Below are 16,711 nucleotides of genomic sequence, written 5' to 3'. Positions count from 1 at the left end.
TTTGGTTTCAATGAACCAATTTTGGCATACTAGCTATAGGAGGGATAACGATGGAAATGATCGGTTCAACCTATACATTTAATGCCAAGAACGGTGAAAAAATAACCTTGAGACCTGTTGTTATGGAAGATGCCGGGCAGATCGTTGATGCAGTAAAGGAAATCGTTGATGCAGGAGAATTTTTACAAAAAGAGAGGCCCCGCACAAAAAGTGAGGAAGAAGATTTTATCAGTGACTGCCAGATGAAAGGAAATATGTATACCGCCATCGAAAAACAGGGAACTGTGATCGGGATCGCCCGTATCATTAAAGGTGAACTTACGATGAAAAAACATACGGGGATGTTTAGAACGTGGATTAATTCAAAAGGACAGGGTTTAGGGATAGGCAAGGAGGTAATGGACTATTCCATCCAATGGGGGAAGGAGAACGGACTTTATAAGATCTGGCTGACTGTCTTCTCAGAAAACAAAATCGCCATCAGGCTTTATGAAAAAGCTGGTTTTACCGTGGAAGGCGTTCAAAAAGGACAAGTGATCATCAATCAAGAACTGCAGGATGAATGGTATATGGCCTGTTTCCTTAAAAAAGAAAGCGAGTAGCGAAAAACTGGGCAGCCCCAGTTTTCTTTTTATAGATTCATTCATAGAGAATCATACATAATTATGGTAAAGTGAAGAGGACTAAAGGTATTGGAGAAGTGGAGAGTTCAATGAATAGAGCAGGAATCACCGAACAAAGTGAACAGCAAATAAAGAGTGCGGCTTCATCCATTGCCGCAGCTTACCGTGAATTAAAAAAACTCGGTTCTGGGGGCGAGGCTGGTGCGGTCTTGGATCTGTATGAAAAAGTGAAAACCCAGCAGTTTGCCATCGCGTTCTGCGGCCATTTTTCTGCCGGTAAATCCAGCATGATCAATGAGCTCATCGGGGAAAACATATTGCCCTCAAGCCCGATTCCAACAAGTGCAAATGTGGTGAAAGTCCAAAATGGAACACCTTCAGCAAAAATCTTATTAAGAAACAAAGGAATAGTGAGTGTAGATCCACCTATTGATGTGTCAGAGATAAAAAAATGGGCAAAGAACGGCGAAGAGATCGAGAGTATTGAAATCAATGTGGACCGTACTGTTCTTCCCGACCGAATCGCCATCTATGATACACCAGGCATTGATTCAACGGATGATGCCCATAAGGTTGCAACAGAATCTGCCCTTCATATGGCAGATGTCGTATTTTATATCATGGATTATAACCATGTTCTTTCACAGCTGAATTTTACTTTTATCCGGCTGCTGAAAGAACAGGGAAAGAAATTGTACCTGATCGTGAATCAGATCGATAAACACAATGAAAAAGAGATCACGTTCCGTGAATTTACAAACAAAATTAAGAGCGGATTCAAGAGCTGGGACATTGAACCGGAAGAGATCTTTTTTACCACCATCATGGATCACAGCCATTCCGGGAACCAGCTTCAGGAGATCAAAACGCTCTTCCAAAAATTTTATTTGGCGAAGGACGAATGGATTCAGGAAAACGCCTTCAGCGAAACTGAGCGCTTGATCAGAAAAACGGTACAAACTGGTCTTGACCTTGATGAAGACCGCTATAGAGAAGCATTTGAAACAGCTGAAGGAGAAGAAGAAAACGCGAGTGAACAAAAAGCTGTTCATTTTCTTGGTAAAATGGAAACGTTGGAAAGAGATGTGGTACAAAAGAAAGCGGATGCCGCGAAACGGTTTAAAGACATCCTGGACAACGCTATCCTTATGCCCTTTCAGACGAGAGAACTTGCCAAGAACTACATTGAGAGCCGGCAGGATAGTTTTAAAATAGGCGTTCTGTTCGCCTCTAAAAAAACTGAAGCCGAACGAAATGCACGGCTTCATGCCTTTTATGAATCAGTGCAGGAGAACATAAAGACACAGATCAACTGGCATCTTAAAGATTACTTTCATGCACATTCCGTTGTAATGAAAGAAGAGCCGGTACTGAGTCCAGACCGGCTGGCTGCTCTTATCAAGCCTGGAGCTTCATTAAACGGCAATTATGTTTTGCAATACTGCAATGATGTCGTGGAAGATATCAAGCGTACTTTTATGTCGCATTACCGGCCGGAACTTGATCAGATCACTATTGAGACAGACAAAAACGCGCAAGCAGAGATTCAACAGTACAAGGTGCTGATCTCAGAGCAGGAAAATATTTTAGCCGCACTGCGAAAAACAAAAGAAGTGAGACAAAAATGGATATCCACAGAAAGCATGATTTTAGATGCCTTGTACAGTGAACAAAACCATGCTGTTGCGATGGAAGAAGCAGATCTCGTTCTTGCAGCACAAGAGGCGGAGGTTTTTAAACTTACCGTTGAAGACTTAAAGAAAAACGCCAATCCTTCAGAAGAAACCGAAATACTGGATAACGTCCTTAATGGAGAAACAGCAGTGAACCGCGCAAAGACCGGGGAGCCGTCCCGTCTTGAGGATGAAGCAGAAAAGCTTGAATCCGCAGCAGCCATCCTGTCCAGGCTTGAGTTGATGAAAAATCATTCTGATGATATGAAACGTTTTTCAGAACGGCTTTTAAACCGAGATTTTACGGTCTCGCTGTTTGGTGCTTTTTCTGCTGGAAAATCATCGTTTGCCAATGCGCTGATCGGGGAAGAACTCTTGCCCGTTTCTCCGAATCCAACGACTGCCACGATCAATAGGATTGTTCCGCCTGATCAAGAGCATCAGCACGGCACTGCACTCATTTATTTTAAAAAAGAACAAGATCTTTTAGATGAGATCAACCTGTCACTGTCTCATTTTGGAAAAAAGGCAGGAAACATTCTCGAAGCCATACAGGCAGCGGGCCAGATTGACAGCCGAAAAAGCTCTGATAAGCTTCGTCCGCACCTTCAATTTTTAATGGCGGTCCATAGAGGGTTCAGTGCCATAGAAAAGCAGATGGGTACCGAAATGTCTATTTCCGCTGCAGAGTTTAAGGCATTCGTTGCCGATGAAGAAAAGGCATGTTTTACAGAAAGTGTATCGGTCTATTATGATTGTGCGCTGACAAAGATGGGGGTGACATTGGTGGATACACCGGGAGCTGACTCCATCAATGCCCGCCATACGAACGTCGCTTTTGAATTTATAAAAAAATCAGACGCCATACTTTATGTAACCTATTATAACCATGCATTCTCAGCCGCTGACCGTGAGTTTCTGATCCAGCTCGGACGTGTCAAAGACACCTTTGAACTGGATAAAATGTTCTTCGTGATCAATGCTTCAGATCTGGCGAAGGATAGTGAAGAGCTCATCGATGTTGTGGAACACGTCGGTGATAATTTGCGCCGGTTCGGGATTAGACATCCAAAGCTGTATCCGATGTCGAGCTATTTTTCATTGCTGGGACAAAAACCAACGGATGAACTGTCTCAGGAGGAACGAAACCGGCTCGGAAGCAAATACCAAGAGTTACAAGGGCAGGAACTATTGCAGCGGACAGGATTCCTGCCGTTCATGAACGCCTTTATGTCCTTCTTAAAAGAAGACCTTGCAGATGTGCTGGTGAATTCAGCGATTAACCAATTCCAGCAATCCAAGTTTATGCTGGAGCGGCTGATCGACGAAGCAGCCTCCAGTCAAAAGGACCGTGAAAGAAAGACACAAGAGCTTAAAAATACATGGACGAACGTGCTGCAAACGATGGAAGGCTATTCTCTGCAGCAAAAAGAAGAGCTTCTGCAAAAAGAGATCAATGAGCTGCTGTTTTATGTAAAACAAAGAGTTATGCTTCGGTTTACCGAATTTTTTAATGAGGCATTCAACTCTTCTGTGATCACAGGATCGGTAAAAGAACAAAAGAACGCTTTGCCTGAAAGCTGGAAAGAACTGCATCAGAGGATTCAATTTGATCTGCAGCAGGAATCGAGGGCAACCATGCTCAGGGTAGAGAAATACATTCTTTACTTGCTCAGTGAGATGCATGAGGAAATGGATCAGGCATTGAAAAGGTTTAATGGTCCGGAGTATCACATGGAAAAAGAGGATTTTCAGTTCAAGAGCCTTGAAATTGAAACGAAGCTTCACGAGGCCGAGGGAAAAGAAACGATTCTTAAAGAATTTAAGAATGCACGTCATTTCTTTGAAGAAGGGGGAAAGAAAAACATCATGGAAAAGATGTACACCATGATGGAAAACCCGGTTCAAACTTTTGTGGATGATAGTGCAGGAGTGTTCTATACGTATTATCTTTCAGCATTTAATGATTCTGTGCATTCCGAAATCAGCCGTAGAAAAGGAGAAGCTGTCCTTTATTATGAAGGGCTGCTTAAAGCGCTTGAAACTCCCGGACTTCTGGAAACGATGAAGAAAAGCCTACTGGAACTGAATCAATTATAAAAAAAGGAAACCGTTTAGACGGTTTCCTTTTGCTCTTATTGGATCTCACTGACAAAGCTTGCTTCAATCAATCCTAATTTTTTATGGATTGTATTTACTTTTTCGGCAAAAGCACTGAACTGTTTGTCAGCTTCTGCTGTTTCCGCTTCATTTCCCAGGCCTTCAGCTCTTGTCTTATACGATTGACTAAGGTCTTTGAAAGCTGTTTTGGTTGTAAAATGATAAATTATTTAAAATGTTTTGAAAAATGAATGTTGATCAATCACATGGTATACTAAACCAAAGATGAGGTTTGAGGAGGAAAAGGAATGAGTGTACATCAAGAGATCAGCAAACATTCCAGCAGGCAGCATGCGATTGTATCAGAATTTCTGATGCTGGAACAAAGAAGAGAAAATTTGATCGATATCACGGTTGAGCAATGCGGAAAAGGACTTCCTTTCAGTGTGAAAGAGATTAATGAAGTAAGTAAACAAATGAACCAGCTAGCTCAAAAGGGGATTGTTCCTCAGCGAAAATTGATCACAGAACAAATGGTAAAGGAATATGCGCACAAGAAAAACCAGGCTTAAATGCCTGGTTTTTTTTGTGATTTCCTAAAATAATTAAGGATTAGTGATGGATAGGGATTTTAAAAAGGATTCCAGCCTGTCTAAACCGGCAGATAGCTGTTCCATAGATGCTGCATAAGAAATCCTGATGTAGCCTTCACCCAGTTCAGAAAAGGCTGAACCGGGAACTACGGCTACTCTCTCTTTTTCCAATAACTTTGTGGCAAATTCCAGTGAAGTGATCCCATATGGAGAGATATCAGGGAAAATATAAAAAGCTCCTCCTGGCTTTTCGGCGTGCAGTTTCATTTCAGTTAACCTTCTGATGACAAACTCTAAACGCTTGCTATATTCTTTTTTCATGGGAAGCGCATCGTCTTTGCCGGCTGTTAATGCTTCAATCGCAGCCATCTGTGAAATAGTTGAAGCGCATGTCACATTGTATTGATGCACCTTTAATAGATGTTTTGAAATCTCTGCGGGGGCAAAGACGAGGCCGATCCGCCATCCGGTCATAGAATGTGACTTGGAGAGCCCGTTGATAACAATCGTTTTTTCTTTCATCCCTGGCATCGATGCGATCGAGACATGTTCGTGTTCGTACGTGAGTTCGCTGTAGATTTCATCGGATAGTACAAAAACATCCTGATCTTTTAGTACATCTGCAATTTCCTTGAGCTCGCCGGGAGATAATATACAGCCCGTTGGATTGGAAGGATAGGGCAGGATCACGCACCTTGTATTGGGTGTGAGGTGTTCCTGAATCAGCTCGGCGTTTAGTTTAAAGCCGTTTTTTGTGGTATCCACATAAACTGGGTTCGCTTTGCACATCTCGATAACAGGAGCATAGCCTGGATATACAGGACCCGGCAGCAGGACATCACATCCTTCATCTAAGATCGTGCGCAGAGAAATGTCGATTGCCTCACTGGCACCGTTCGTTACGATTACTTCATGTTCAGGATGATATTTCATTCCATATTTTTCATTCAAGAAGGAAGAGGCGGCTTTCCTTAACTCTAAGTAACCAGCATTATGAGAATACACGGTTTTGTTTTCATCAATGGCCTGTTTGGCAGCATTTTTAATATGCTCCGGAGTAGGGAAGTCAGGCAGTCCCAGGGTAAAAGAAATGGCATCCGGATATTGGCTGACAAGGTTATAAAACGTACGGATCCCCGATATTTGAATATGTCTGACCGAGGGGTTCAATAAATGTTCCAACTCATTCTTCCTTTCTTTATCCTTTTGCTTTTAGCAGCGGATGTCTGTTGTTTTTAAGTTTAGCTTTAAACTCCTTTTAGAGTCAATGGTTTGAATTTCTTGTATGTAAAAAGCTGTGAAAACCATACTAAGAAAAAGCCTGTATGCTATTTGGATCTGGAGGAGAATATGGAATCGAAAAAAAAGCTGGACTTAATTTCACTTGCATCAATCCCGCTGGTAATGACGCTGGGAAACTCAATGTTGATCCCTGTACTGCCCTCGATTGAAAAGAAACTGCATATATCTTCTTTTCAAGTCTCGATGATCATTACGGTATATTCTATAGTGGCTATCATCCTTATTCCTATCGCGGGCTACCTATCCGACCGGCTGGGCAGAAAAAAAGTCATCATTCCAAGTTTGATCATAGCAGGTATTGGGGGGCTCGTAACAGGCTGGGCTTCTTGGAAAATGAATGATCCTTATTACATTATCCTGGCCGGACGGCTGCTGCAGGGGATCGGTTCAGCAGGAGCAGCTCCGGTCGTACTCCCATTGGTGGGGGATATGTTTGATGATGAAAAGGAAGTAAGCTCAGGTCTCGGCCTGATCGAAACGAGCAATACGTTTGGCAAAGTGTTGAGCCCAATCGTGGGGGCTATATTGGCAACCTTCATCTGGCATCTTCCTTTTTGGTTTATTCCCATTTTCTGCTTGATTTCCATCGGCCTTGTTTTTTTTCTTGTGAAGACTCCAAAGAAAGAAGAACAGGCACCGCCGGCTTTCAAGAAATTTTTACGATCGTTTAAGAAAACGTTCAAGAACAACGCCAAATGGCTGATCGCTATCTTTGCAATCGGGGGGATCATCATGTTTGTGCTGTTTGGCATTTTATTTTATTTATCCACAACACTTGAAGAAGAATACGGCATACACGGGATTAAAAAGGGATTCGTATTAGCCATTCCGCTTCTTGCGTTATCTATTTCTTCATATATTGCTGGCAAGAAGATCGGCCAGAACAAATCTTTCATGAAATGGCTCACTTTCGGGGGAATCATGCTGCTTGCCGTTTCGATCTTGAGTGTTACGTTTACAGATGGACTCTATTTCCTGCTTGCCATTCTTTTTGTCAGCGGAATAGGAATTGGATCAGCCTTGCCATGTCTGGACGCTTTAATCACAGAAGGTATAGAGAAAGAAGAGAGAGGGACCATCACCTCATTGTATAGCTCAATGCGCTTCGTCGGGGTTGCTCTCGGACCTCCCATTTATGCGATCATCATGAAATCCGATCATTCCATCGTATTTTATACATCCGCGGGTGTCAGTCTGTTTGCTGCACTGCTTGCTTTTTTTGCGATTAAACCCGAAAAGGAAAAAGGTGAGAAAGGCAAAAAAGAAGAAGGGCAGGCAAAACCGCTGAACCCTGCATTGCATTAAAAAGCTCACGGCATATGCCGTGAGCTTTTTACTTTTCATCGCGATCAGTTCTAAGGTTTGTTGGCTGCCACCAAGTGTAGCCGTCTTCGTTCAATAGTTCTTCCGCTTCAAGAGGACCCATTGTTCCTGAAGAATATTTGTAGAGAGGAATATTTCCATTTCTCCAGGCATTTGTAATTCCATCAATAAATTCCCAAGAAAGAGCCACTTCGTCCCAACGCGTGAAATACGTTGAATTTCCGAGGAGGCAATCGTGCATCAGTTTCTCGTATGCCTCAGGACTGTTCAACTCATTATGGCAGTTGTTGCAATAGCTCATGTTGATCGGCAGAAGGGCAGGGAAATCACCTTGAGGCTTCGCGTTCAGCGAGAGACTCAAGCCCTCATCCGGCTGAATATGAATTCTCAGAAGGTTTGGCTGATAATGGTCATCATGCTCGTGATAGAGCGCCATTGGTCCGTTCTTAAACTGAACCACGATTTCTGTTGCCTTTGTTGCCATACGTTTACCTGTACGAAGGTAGAACGGTACACCAGCCCAGCGGAAATTATCAATAAACACGCGAGCCGCAACAAATGTGTCCGTTTTTGAAGCAGGATCGACATTCTCTTCATCCACGTAAGCAGGAACGGTTTTTCCGTTCATTGTGCCTTCCTTATATTGTCCGCGGATCACGTTTTTAGCAACTTCTTCTTCATTGTAGAAACGCAGGGCACGAAGCACTTTAACTTTTTCATCGCGGATTAATTTGGGATCCAGTCCGCCGGGAGGCTCCATAGCAACCATCATCGCCATCTGAAGCATATGGTTCTGCAGCATATCCAATATCGCACCGGATTTTTCATAATAGGATGCGCGGTCTTCAACACCAAGTGTTTCACTGGAGGTAACCTGAACAGAGGATATGTACTTGTTGTTCCATATCGATTCAAAGATCGCATTTCCGAAGCGGATGACCTGAATGTTTTGGACCATTTCTTTACCAAGATAGTGGTCGATACGGTAGATGCTTTCCTCAGGAAAACTCTTCTGAAGCTGCTCATTCAGTTCAGTGGCTGATTGAAGATCGTGTCCGAAAGGTTTTTCAATAACCAGGCGCTGCCAGCCTTCCGTCTCAGTCAGTCCTTCTGATTTTAAGAAGGAAGGAATGGTACCGAAAAATTGCGGAGCCATCGCAAGATAGTACATACGGTTTCCGCCAAGGCTGTATTTGCTGTCGAGTTCATCAGCAAGAGCTTTTAGATCTTGATAGCTTTTTTCGTTGGTTACATCCATTTGAAGGAAATAAAAATGGGAGATGAATTCATCCACTTTGTCATTTTGGATGTTTTTCTCTTTGGATATAGAAAGTTTCACATCTTCCTGAAATTTTTCATGTGAAAATTCTTTTCTTCCGACACCGATGACAGCAAACTTTTCGTTGAGCTTTTGCTTTTGGTACAATTGAAAGAGTGCAGGGTACAGTTTACGGTGAGCCAGATCTCCTGTTGCACCGAAAAGTACGATACAGGCTTCTGGAATATGGTTGTTCATGATATCAATCCTCACTTTGCTAATATTGCGTATGACATCAGTTTCCCCTATGTTTCATAAAAATAACGTGAATTATTTATCGAAAGGAGTCGCCTCATGAAAAATATTGTAACACAAGAATGGCTGGAGTCTCATTTATCGCGCTCAGAGCTTGTCATATGTGACTGCAGGTATAGCCTATCCGACCCGGGAGTCGGAAGGAAACAGTACGATTCGGGACACATTCCAGGTTCAATTTATGTGGATCTAGAAAAAGACTTGTCAAGGAGTGTCACAGAGCATGGAGGTCGCCATCCGCTTCCGTCAAAAAAAGAAATGTCGCAAGTGTTTGGACGTTTAGGAATTGATGAAAAGAAAACCGTTATTGCTTACGATGATCAGGGAGGCTCATATGCTGCAAGGTTATGGTGGATGCTGAAGCTTCTTGGCAGTGAGAAGGTTTTTGTCCTGCAGGAAGGTTTTTCTGCCTGGGAAAGGAAAGGGTACCCAGTGACGTCCGAGAATACGGTTCTGCAGCCAACGGTTTTTACTCCTCAAGAAAGCAAATGGAGAACGGTCAGTATGGAAGAAGTCAGACTAGCATCGCTCAAAGATGGTAAGGAAGCCATTGTTGTTGATTCAAGGGACCCTGAACGGTATAAAGGTAAGCATGAGCCGATCGATAAGAAAGCGGGGCATATTCCAGGAGCGGTGAATATTCCGTGGCTAAAGAACGTGAGTGAAGGAAGTAAATGGCTTGACTCATCAGAGCTGAAGAGTGTTCATAAAGATCTGAAAGAAAAACCTGAAGTGATCGTCTATTGCGGATCTGGAGTAACGGCGTGCGCCAATATACTCGGCATGGACGAAGCCGGCATCGAGAATGTAAGATTATATCCTGGAAGCTGGAGTGACTGGATATCTTATCCGGAAAATAAAATTGAAAAACAATAAAATAATTTCACGTACCGTATTTAAAGTATGAATTGAAAGGAAATAAATATGGCAAACATCGACATGCATACTCATTCAACCGCATCAGACGGAGTAAACTCGCCTGCTCAGAACGTGAGACTTGCCGCAGAAAAAGGGCTTGGCGGGCTTGCAGTTACCGATCATGACACGGTTTCAGGCGTTTCTGAAGCACTAAGCGAGGCTGCCAGTCATTCAAACTTTTTATGTATCCCAGGAATTGAAATCAGTACGCTCGACAACGGACAAGATATTCATGTTCTTGGTTATTTCATTGACCATGAGAATGCTGAATTCCTTTCAAAGCTGGAGGAACTTCGTACTGTCAGAAATAAAAGAAATGAAAAGATCGTTAACAACCTTCAAGAGCTCGGAATTTCAATCACCATGGAAGAAGTAACAGCAAAAAGGAAATCATCCAGTGGTAATATTGGCCGTCCTCATATTGCTGAAGTACTGATGGAGAAAGGAATAATCAGCTCTTTGAGAGAAGCATTTGATAAGTATTTAGGCAAAGGGAAGCTGGCTTATGCCATCACTGAGAGAATATCACCGGCTGATGGCGTTAATATTATTCTTGATGCCGGGGGTGTCCCTGTTCTGGCTCACCCGGGTTTATATGATCAGGACGAACTGATTCCGCAGTTGAAGGAGCATGGATTAGCAGGGCTCGAGGTTTACCATTCGGATCATTCAGCCGAGCAGGAAGTGCATTATCGAAACCTTGCTGAGCGCTACCAGTTAATTCCCACAGGAGGCAGTGATTATCATGGAATTCGAAACGGAAAAGTTTTTCACGGAGACCTTGGTAATCGATACTCTGACTTAATAACAGTAGAAAAGTTAAAAAGCTTATCAAAAAAATATCGTTAAACTGCCAATTGGCAGTTTTTTCTTTTCGCCTTTCATTTTAAATTTTTAAAGGAATAAACAAATGGCTATGGAATAAACAAGGTAGAAATGGGGGTAATAATCAAATGCAAACTGAAACGTTTTATAAACAAACAGAAATTAATAAAGAAGATGTAACAGCTGAGATATTTCTGGATTATTTTAATGAACGCTTGAGAGTGGATGATTATCGGGGAAATATTTCTTCCTTGGCCGCTGAAGTCAACGAACTGGCTGTTCAGCATGATTTCTCAAAAGTGATCATTAAGGCAAAATCAGAACATGTTGGAGCTTTTCTAGCATTGGGCTTTTTGCCTGAAGCGGTATTCAGCCAGTATTTCAATGGAAGCGACGCTGTGGCGATGTGCCGATATTACACAAACGAAAGGAAGAGAAGTGACTATTGGGTTGAGGAAGATAAGATTATGGATCGGATTTTTGAACTTCCAGAGGGCAAATCCGGCGGATATTCTCTGCCAGAAAACTACTTTATCCGATTAGCTGACCAAAACGATACAGAAGGCCTATCCACTTTATATGGAAAGGTATTCCAAGTATATCCCACTCCAATGAATGATCCTTCCTATATTAAAAATACAATGGAGCAGGGGACCATTTATTATGTGATCGAACAGAATGAAGAAATTGTAAGTGCTGCATCTGCGGATATTAATCAGCAATATCACAATGCAGAACTTACAGACTGTGCTACATTGGCTGAACACCGAAAATTTGGTCTGATGAAAATCTTGATTGAGAAGCTTGAACTGGAACTGAAGAACCGTAAGATCTATTGTGCCTATTCCATCGCACGCTCTTTGTCGTTTGGAATGAATGCCGTCTTTTTTCAAAGAGGCTATAAATATCATGGGAGATTCACAAAAAATTGCCTGATTTTTGATAAATACGAGGACATGAACCTCTGGATGAGAGATCTGTCAGCAAAATAGTGCCGAATTTTCGGCGATCCTGATGAAAATTGAGCAGCTTGTTCTTTTGATTCAGAGTGGAGGTGCCTATGTTTAAAGACTCGGTTGAAACCATTGAGATGCTAAAAGCCATATTGAAGACGATTGATGAAGGAATTCATGCAGTGGATGCCAGCGGAATGACCATTTTTTATAATGAAGTTGCCGCAAGGCTTGATGGTTTAAAAGTTCCTCAAGTGCTAAACCAGCACGTACTATATTCTTTTCCTTCATTAAACCAGCAAACCAGTACATTGCTGAACGTTATTAAAACAGGAAAACCGATCATCAACCAGCATCAAACGTATACAAACGTAAACGGCAAGCGGGTGGATACGGTCAACACGACGCTGCCGCTCATAGTTGATGGGGAACTGATTGGTGCGATTGAAATATCAAAGGACCTTACAAAAATAAAACAATTGTCCGAGAAGCTTCTTGATATGCAGGCGCAGTTCCATAAAGGCCGTTCCGTTACCATAAAAAATGGCCATTATGCATCTTATCACTTAGAGGATTTTATTTCAGCTGATCCTCAGATTGATCAGTTAAAGTCACTGTCGAAGAAAGTATCTGAAACTTCCTCACCCGTTCTGATCTTCGGGGAGACCGGAACCGGAAAAGAAGTTCTTATTCAAGGTATACATAATCATTCATTGAGAAAAAACAAACCATTTATTGCCCAGAACTGTGCTGCAATTCCATCACAGCTCTTGGAGAGTATTTTATTCGGTACAGTGAAGGGAAGCTTTACGGGTGCTGTCGACCGGCCCGGCCTTTTTGAACTGGCGGATGGTGGAACCCTGTTTCTAGATGAGATCAATTCTATGCCTCTTGATATCCAAGCAAAATTATTGAGGGTCCTTCAGGATGGGGTAGTCCGCAGAATCGGTGCTGTTCAGGGCAAATTGGTGAATGTAAGGATCATGGCTGCATTGAATGAACACCCTTCAGAATGTGTTAAATCAAATAAACTTAGGGAAGATTTATACTACAGGCTGAACGTGATTTTTTTTGAAATCCCTCCATTGCGGTATCGTATTTCAGATATTCATCTGCTTGCGGAGCACTTTATTTCTCAATATAATGTTCAATTCAAAAAACAAATTAAGGGGCTTTCAGAAGAAGCATTCCATCTTTTTCAGCAATATCCATGGCCAGGAAATGTCAGGGAGCTGAAACATGTGATCGAATATGCCATGAATATGGCGGATGATAATGAGGAAATAAAAGTGGCAGACTTGCCTCATCATCTCCTGGCCACTCCTTCTCTTGCAGGCTCTATTGAGCAGACACCCATTCCTCCTCTTAGGGAGGCTCTCGCTCATCGGGAACGCGAGCTGATATCCAAGGCTCTTTCTGCTTCGGATGGAAATATTCAGAAAGCTGCACAACTGCTCAAAATACCGAGACAGACACTGCAATATAAATTAAAAATCAATGCACACTGAACTGCCGGATTTTCGGCAGTTTTTTCTTTTTCCCAAACAAGTGGATAGGCGCATATATTAGCATTATCAGAATAATCAGGGATCTAAGGCTTTTTTTTCAGTATCATTCATTTTGGCACGGAACTTGCAAGTATAGATTAACGAGCTAAGTATACAAGGAGGTAACGCAATGCCTATCATGAATGGATTGTACCAGCCAAAAAGACATTGGAAAGAAATTGAGTTATGGAAGGACGTCACAGAAGAGCAGTGGAATGATTGGCTCTGGCAGCTGACGCATACGGTAAGAAATCTTGAAGACTTAAAAAAAGTCGTAAACTTAACGCCTGAAGAAGAGGAAGGCGTTCGTATATCCACCATGACGATTCCTTTAAATATCACCCCGTATTATGCATGGCTGATGGACGAGGATGATCCGCGCTGTCCGATCCGGATGCAGTCCGTACCGATCGGAAAGGAAATCCTGAAAACAAAATATGATCTTGAAGATCCCCTGCATGAGGATGAAGATTCTCCAGTTCCTGGACTGACACATCGTTATCCTGACAGAGTGTTATTCCTGGTAACCAATCAATGCTCCATGTACTGCAGATATTGTACGAGAAGACGTTTCTCCGGACAGATCGGAATGGGTGTACCTAAAAAGCAGCTTGACGCAGCCATTGATTATATTGCAGCTACTCCGCAGGTGAGAGATTGCCTGATTTCTGGAGGAGACGGTTTATTAATCAATGACAACATTCTTGAATATATTCTAAAAAGGCTAAGAGAAATCCCCCATATGGAAATCATTCGGATCGGAACACGTGCTCCTGTCGTGTTTCCGCAGCGAATTACCGAAAATCTGTGCAACATCTTAAAGAAATATCATCCGGTTTGGCTCAACACCCATTTTAATACATCCATTGAAATTACAGAGGAATCCAAAAAGGCATGTGAAATGCTGGCAAATGCCGGTGTACCGGTCGGAAACCAGTCTGTTATCCTGGCTGGAATCAATGACAGCACGCATATTATGAAAAAGCTGATGCATGATCTCGTAAAGATCCGTGTACGCCCTTACTATATTTATCAATGTGACTTATCTGAAGGCATCGGACATTTCCGTGCACCTGTCTCAAAAGGGCTGGAGATCATAGAAGCATTACGTGGCCACACGTCCGGATATGCTGTTCCGACTTTTGTTGTGGATGCACCGGGTGGAGGAGGCAAAATTTCTCTTCAGCCAAATTATTTGATTTCACAGAGCCCTGATAAAGTAATTTTACGAAACTTTGAAGGAGTTATCACGTCTTATCCCGAACCTCAAAACTATAAAGCCGGATTGGCAGATGAGTACTTTAACCAGACCATGGGTATTACAGAGCAGCCGGCCGCAATAGGAATAACAGCACTTATGAAGGATGAGAAATTCAATATCGTTCCTGAAGGCTTAAACCGGTTTGACCGAAGAAAAACATACGAAACGAACCCTGAACATGCCACGCTGAAAGATAAACGGGAAAAACGGGACGAAATGAAAGAAAAGAAATTCAAACATGAACTGAAAAAAGAAACAGCCACTCAGGATGATGGCACAGTGAAAGAAGCATAGGAGGCCGCTCATGAAGGAATGCATGTGGTGCAATGATCATTCAGCCAAAGAAATTACCAAGACGGGATACTGGGAACTGCATGACGGTACCCGGGCACTTCAAATAAAAGAAATCCCGGCTCTTTATTGCGAGTCTTGCAGTATGGAATATCATGAAGATGAAATCGTGGAAGAAATTGAAGATCAGCTTTTATTGATTGATACAAAAAAGCTGAATCAGGTTTTGACGTTCAAAGAATTAATGGCTCAAGAACGTTTTTTAAAGAAAAATTACTTTAAATCCTATTAAATATGCATTCAATGAAAAGCAGCGGATTTCCGTTGCTTTTCCATCATGAATGGAAGGAGTGCCCATCATGGATAAAACAGGAATTATTAAACCGGTGCTGGATGCAAGCTATCCCATGATCAGTCACGGAAAGGGAATCTATTTATATGACGAAAACGGCAATCGGTATATCGATGGATCCTCAGGAGCCGTAACCGCAAACATCGGCCATGGTGTGGAAGAAATCGCGGATGCGATATATGAACAAGCAAAGCAGGTTGCCTTCGTTTACCGTTCGCACTTCACAAGTCTGCCGGCAGAAAAACTGGCAAAGAAGCTAGCAAGTAGGACTCCTGGTGACTTGAACTGGACCTTTTTTGTCAACAGCGGATCGGAAGCCACGGAAACCGCATTAAAGGTAGCGATCCAGTACTTCCAGGAACAAGGAATTTACACGAAAACAAAAATACTTTCCCGATGGACCAGCTATCATGGCATAACACTGGGAGCTCTGTCGATGTCCGGCCATCATATGAGAAGAGAGCGATTCTCGGAGCTGCTTGAAGATTTCCCGGCTGTTCCCGCACCTTATTGCTACCAATGTCCTTTGCAAAATACATACCCCGGATGCAGATTACAATGTGCTGACGAATTGGAACGTGCAATTGAACAGATTGGGCCTGAAAACATCGCTGCGTTTATTTTTGAACCTATCATTGGCGCTGCAGGCGGCGCGATTGTACCTCCTCCGGGCTATTATGAAAAAGTGAAAGAGATCTGTGACAAGTATCATATTTTAACCATCGCCGATGAAGTGATGACGGGGATGGGCAGAACAGGAAAAATGTTTGCTATCGACCACTGGGGAATAGAGCCTGATATTATGACCCTCGGCAAAGGGCTCAGTGCAGGATATACCCCAATGGCGGCAACCGTGGTGTCCGACCGCATTATTAATGTGATACGTAAAGGATCCAGAGTGGTCATGAGCGGGCACACCTTCAGTGCGAACCCTCTTTCTGCAGCGGCATGCTGTGCAGTCATGGAATATATGGAACAACAAAATCTTGTTCAGAATGCCGAGGAACAAGGAGAACGTTTATTAAATGGATTGAAAGAACTGGAGCAAAAATACTCTTTTGTCGGCAATGTTCGCGGTAAAGGTCTCTTATGCGGATTAGAACTTGTCAATGATGCACTGAACCACGCGCCATTTTCTGTCAGCGACCGTGTAGGGGAAAAGCTGATCTCCATTTGCTTCAACAATGGACTCATCATATATCCTGCTTTCGGAGGAGTTACCGGATACGAGGGAGATGCTGTGTTAATTTCTCCGCCATTAATTGTTACTTCTTTTCAAGTTTACGAGATATTAAGAATATTGGATGAAAGCTTGCAAGAATTAATGAACCATCTTGTATCTTCAGGAATTGTGATTCATCGAGCAACGAGCTAGAA

At 42.6% G+C, this 16,711-nt stretch carries 13 protein-coding genes; 11 read left to right on the top strand and 2 right to left on the bottom strand.

The genetic code is table 11. The features are described 5' to 3' along the window. Positions 1 to 50 precede the first annotated feature (50 nt). From P4361_RS13140 to P4361_RS13130, 3 genes are all read left to right on the top strand, one after another. Positions 51 to 602, top strand: a complete 552-nt coding sequence (locus P4361_RS13140) for a GNAT family N-acetyltransferase (RefSeq protein WP_328089703.1) — start codon at positions 51 to 53, stop codon at positions 600 to 602. A gap of 110 nt (positions 603 to 712) precedes the next feature. Continuing rightward, entirely contained in the window at positions 713 to 4,396 is a 3,684-nt protein-coding gene (locus P4361_RS13135) for a dynamin family protein (RefSeq protein ID WP_328089702.1), read from the top strand. A gap of 308 nt (positions 4,397 to 4,704) precedes the next feature. Beyond that, a complete protein-coding gene (locus tag P4361_RS13130) occupies positions 4,705 to 4,968 on the top strand; it encodes a DUF2533 family protein (protein WP_328089701.1) in 264 nt (87 codons plus the stop codon). A 33-nt stretch (positions 4,969 to 5,001) separates the two neighbouring features. Here the strand turns inward: P4361_RS13130 and P4361_RS13125 are convergent, their stop codons facing one another. Further along, the gene (locus P4361_RS13125; RefSeq protein ID WP_328089700.1) at positions 5,002 to 6,171 is read right to left on the bottom strand and encodes an aminotransferase A; all 1,170 of its coding nucleotides are present in this window, start codon (positions 6,169 to 6,171) and stop codon (positions 5,002 to 5,004) included. A 168-nt stretch (positions 6,172 to 6,339) separates the two neighbouring features. Here P4361_RS13125 and P4361_RS13120 point away from each other — a divergent pair, with 168 nt between their 5' ends. Then, a complete protein-coding gene (locus tag P4361_RS13120; RefSeq protein ID WP_062232025.1) occupies positions 6,340 to 7,596 on the top strand; it encodes an MFS transporter in 1,257 nt (418 codons plus the stop codon). Between the two features lie 28 nt (positions 7,597 to 7,624). Here P4361_RS13120 and zwf read toward each other — a convergent pair whose 3' ends face one another. Next, positions 7,625 to 9,133: a glucose-6-phosphate dehydrogenase gene (gene zwf, locus P4361_RS13115; RefSeq protein WP_425590270.1), complete on the bottom strand. Its 1,509-nt coding sequence runs from the start codon at positions 9,131 to 9,133 to the stop codon at positions 7,625 to 7,627. A 93-nt stretch (positions 9,134 to 9,226) separates the two neighbouring features. Here zwf and P4361_RS13110 point away from each other — a divergent pair, with 93 nt between their 5' ends. The 7 genes from P4361_RS13110 (at position 9,227) to P4361_RS13080 (ending at position 16,709) form a co-directional block, all read left to right on the top strand. Next, positions 9,227 to 10,063, top strand: coding sequence for a sulfurtransferase (locus tag P4361_RS13110; RefSeq protein ID WP_328089698.1), 837 nt, complete (start codon positions 9,227 to 9,229; stop codon positions 10,061 to 10,063). Positions 10,064 to 10,111: 48 nt separating this feature from the next. Next, the gene (locus tag P4361_RS13105) at positions 10,112 to 10,954 is read left to right on the top strand and encodes a PHP domain-containing protein (RefSeq protein ID WP_328089697.1); all 843 of its coding nucleotides are present in this window, start codon (positions 10,112 to 10,114) and stop codon (positions 10,952 to 10,954) included. Between the two features lie 104 nt (positions 10,955 to 11,058). After that, positions 11,059 to 11,922, top strand: a complete 864-nt coding sequence (gene ablB, locus P4361_RS13100) for a putative beta-lysine N-acetyltransferase (protein ID WP_328089696.1) — start codon at positions 11,059 to 11,061, stop codon at positions 11,920 to 11,922. 68 nt (positions 11,923 to 11,990) lie between these two features. Beyond that, entirely contained in the window at positions 11,991 to 13,391 is a 1,401-nt protein-coding gene (locus tag P4361_RS13095; RefSeq protein WP_328089695.1) for a sigma-54 interaction domain-containing protein, read from the top strand. Positions 13,392 to 13,560: 169 nt separating this feature from the next. Continuing rightward, positions 13,561 to 14,985: a lysine 2,3-aminomutase gene (ablA, locus tag P4361_RS13090; RefSeq protein ID WP_425590260.1), complete on the top strand. Its 1,425-nt coding sequence runs from the start codon at positions 13,561 to 13,563 to the stop codon at positions 14,983 to 14,985. 10 nt (positions 14,986 to 14,995) lie between these two features. After that, entirely contained in the window at positions 14,996 to 15,274 is a 279-nt protein-coding gene (locus P4361_RS13085) for a YokU family protein (protein WP_248252684.1), read from the top strand. 67 nt (positions 15,275 to 15,341) lie between these two features. After that, positions 15,342 to 16,709, top strand: coding sequence for an aspartate aminotransferase family protein (locus P4361_RS13080; RefSeq protein ID WP_328089694.1), 1,368 nt, complete (start codon positions 15,342 to 15,344; stop codon positions 16,707 to 16,709). Positions 16,710 to 16,711 lie beyond the last annotated feature (2 nt).

It is taken from the genome of Fictibacillus sp. B-59209, from assembly GCF_036216745.1.
GTDB classification, from domain to species: Bacteria; Bacillota; Bacilli; order Bacillales; family Fictibacillaceae; genus Fictibacillus_C; species Fictibacillus_C marinisediminis.
Note: the sequence above shows the minus strand (reverse complement) of the source record. Positions and strands in the feature narration are given on the sequence as shown.

Bases quoted from the DNA above. Each gene is read 5' to 3' on its own strand.
- P4361_RS13140 (WP_328089703.1), top strand. From the start codon at position 51: ATGGAAATGATCGGTTCAACCTATACATTTAATGCCAAGAACGGTGAA.
- P4361_RS13135 (WP_328089702.1), top strand. From the start codon at position 713: ATGAATAGAGCAGGAATCACCGAACAAAGTGAACAGCAAATAAAGAGT.
- P4361_RS13130 (WP_328089701.1), top strand. From the start codon at position 4,705: ATGAGTGTACATCAAGAGATCAGCAAACATTCCAGCAGGCAGCATGCG.
- P4361_RS13120 (WP_062232025.1), top strand. From the start codon at position 6,340: ATGGAATCGAAAAAAAAGCTGGACTTAATTTCACTTGCATCAATCCCG.
- P4361_RS13110 (WP_328089698.1), top strand. From the start codon at position 9,227: ATGAAAAATATTGTAACACAAGAATGGCTGGAGTCTCATTTATCGCGC.
- P4361_RS13105 (WP_328089697.1), top strand. From the start codon at position 10,112: ATGGCAAACATCGACATGCATACTCATTCAACCGCATCAGACGGAGTA.
- ablB (WP_328089696.1), top strand. From the start codon at position 11,059: ATGCAAACTGAAACGTTTTATAAACAAACAGAAATTAATAAAGAAGAT.
- P4361_RS13095 (WP_328089695.1), top strand. From the start codon at position 11,991: ATGTTTAAAGACTCGGTTGAAACCATTGAGATGCTAAAAGCCATATTG.
- ablA (WP_425590260.1), top strand. From the start codon at position 13,561: ATGCCTATCATGAATGGATTGTACCAGCCAAAAAGACATTGGAAAGAA.
- P4361_RS13085 (WP_248252684.1), top strand. From the start codon at position 14,996: ATGAAGGAATGCATGTGGTGCAATGATCATTCAGCCAAAGAAATTACC.
- P4361_RS13080 (WP_328089694.1), top strand. From the start codon at position 15,342: ATGGATAAAACAGGAATTATTAAACCGGTGCTGGATGCAAGCTATCCC.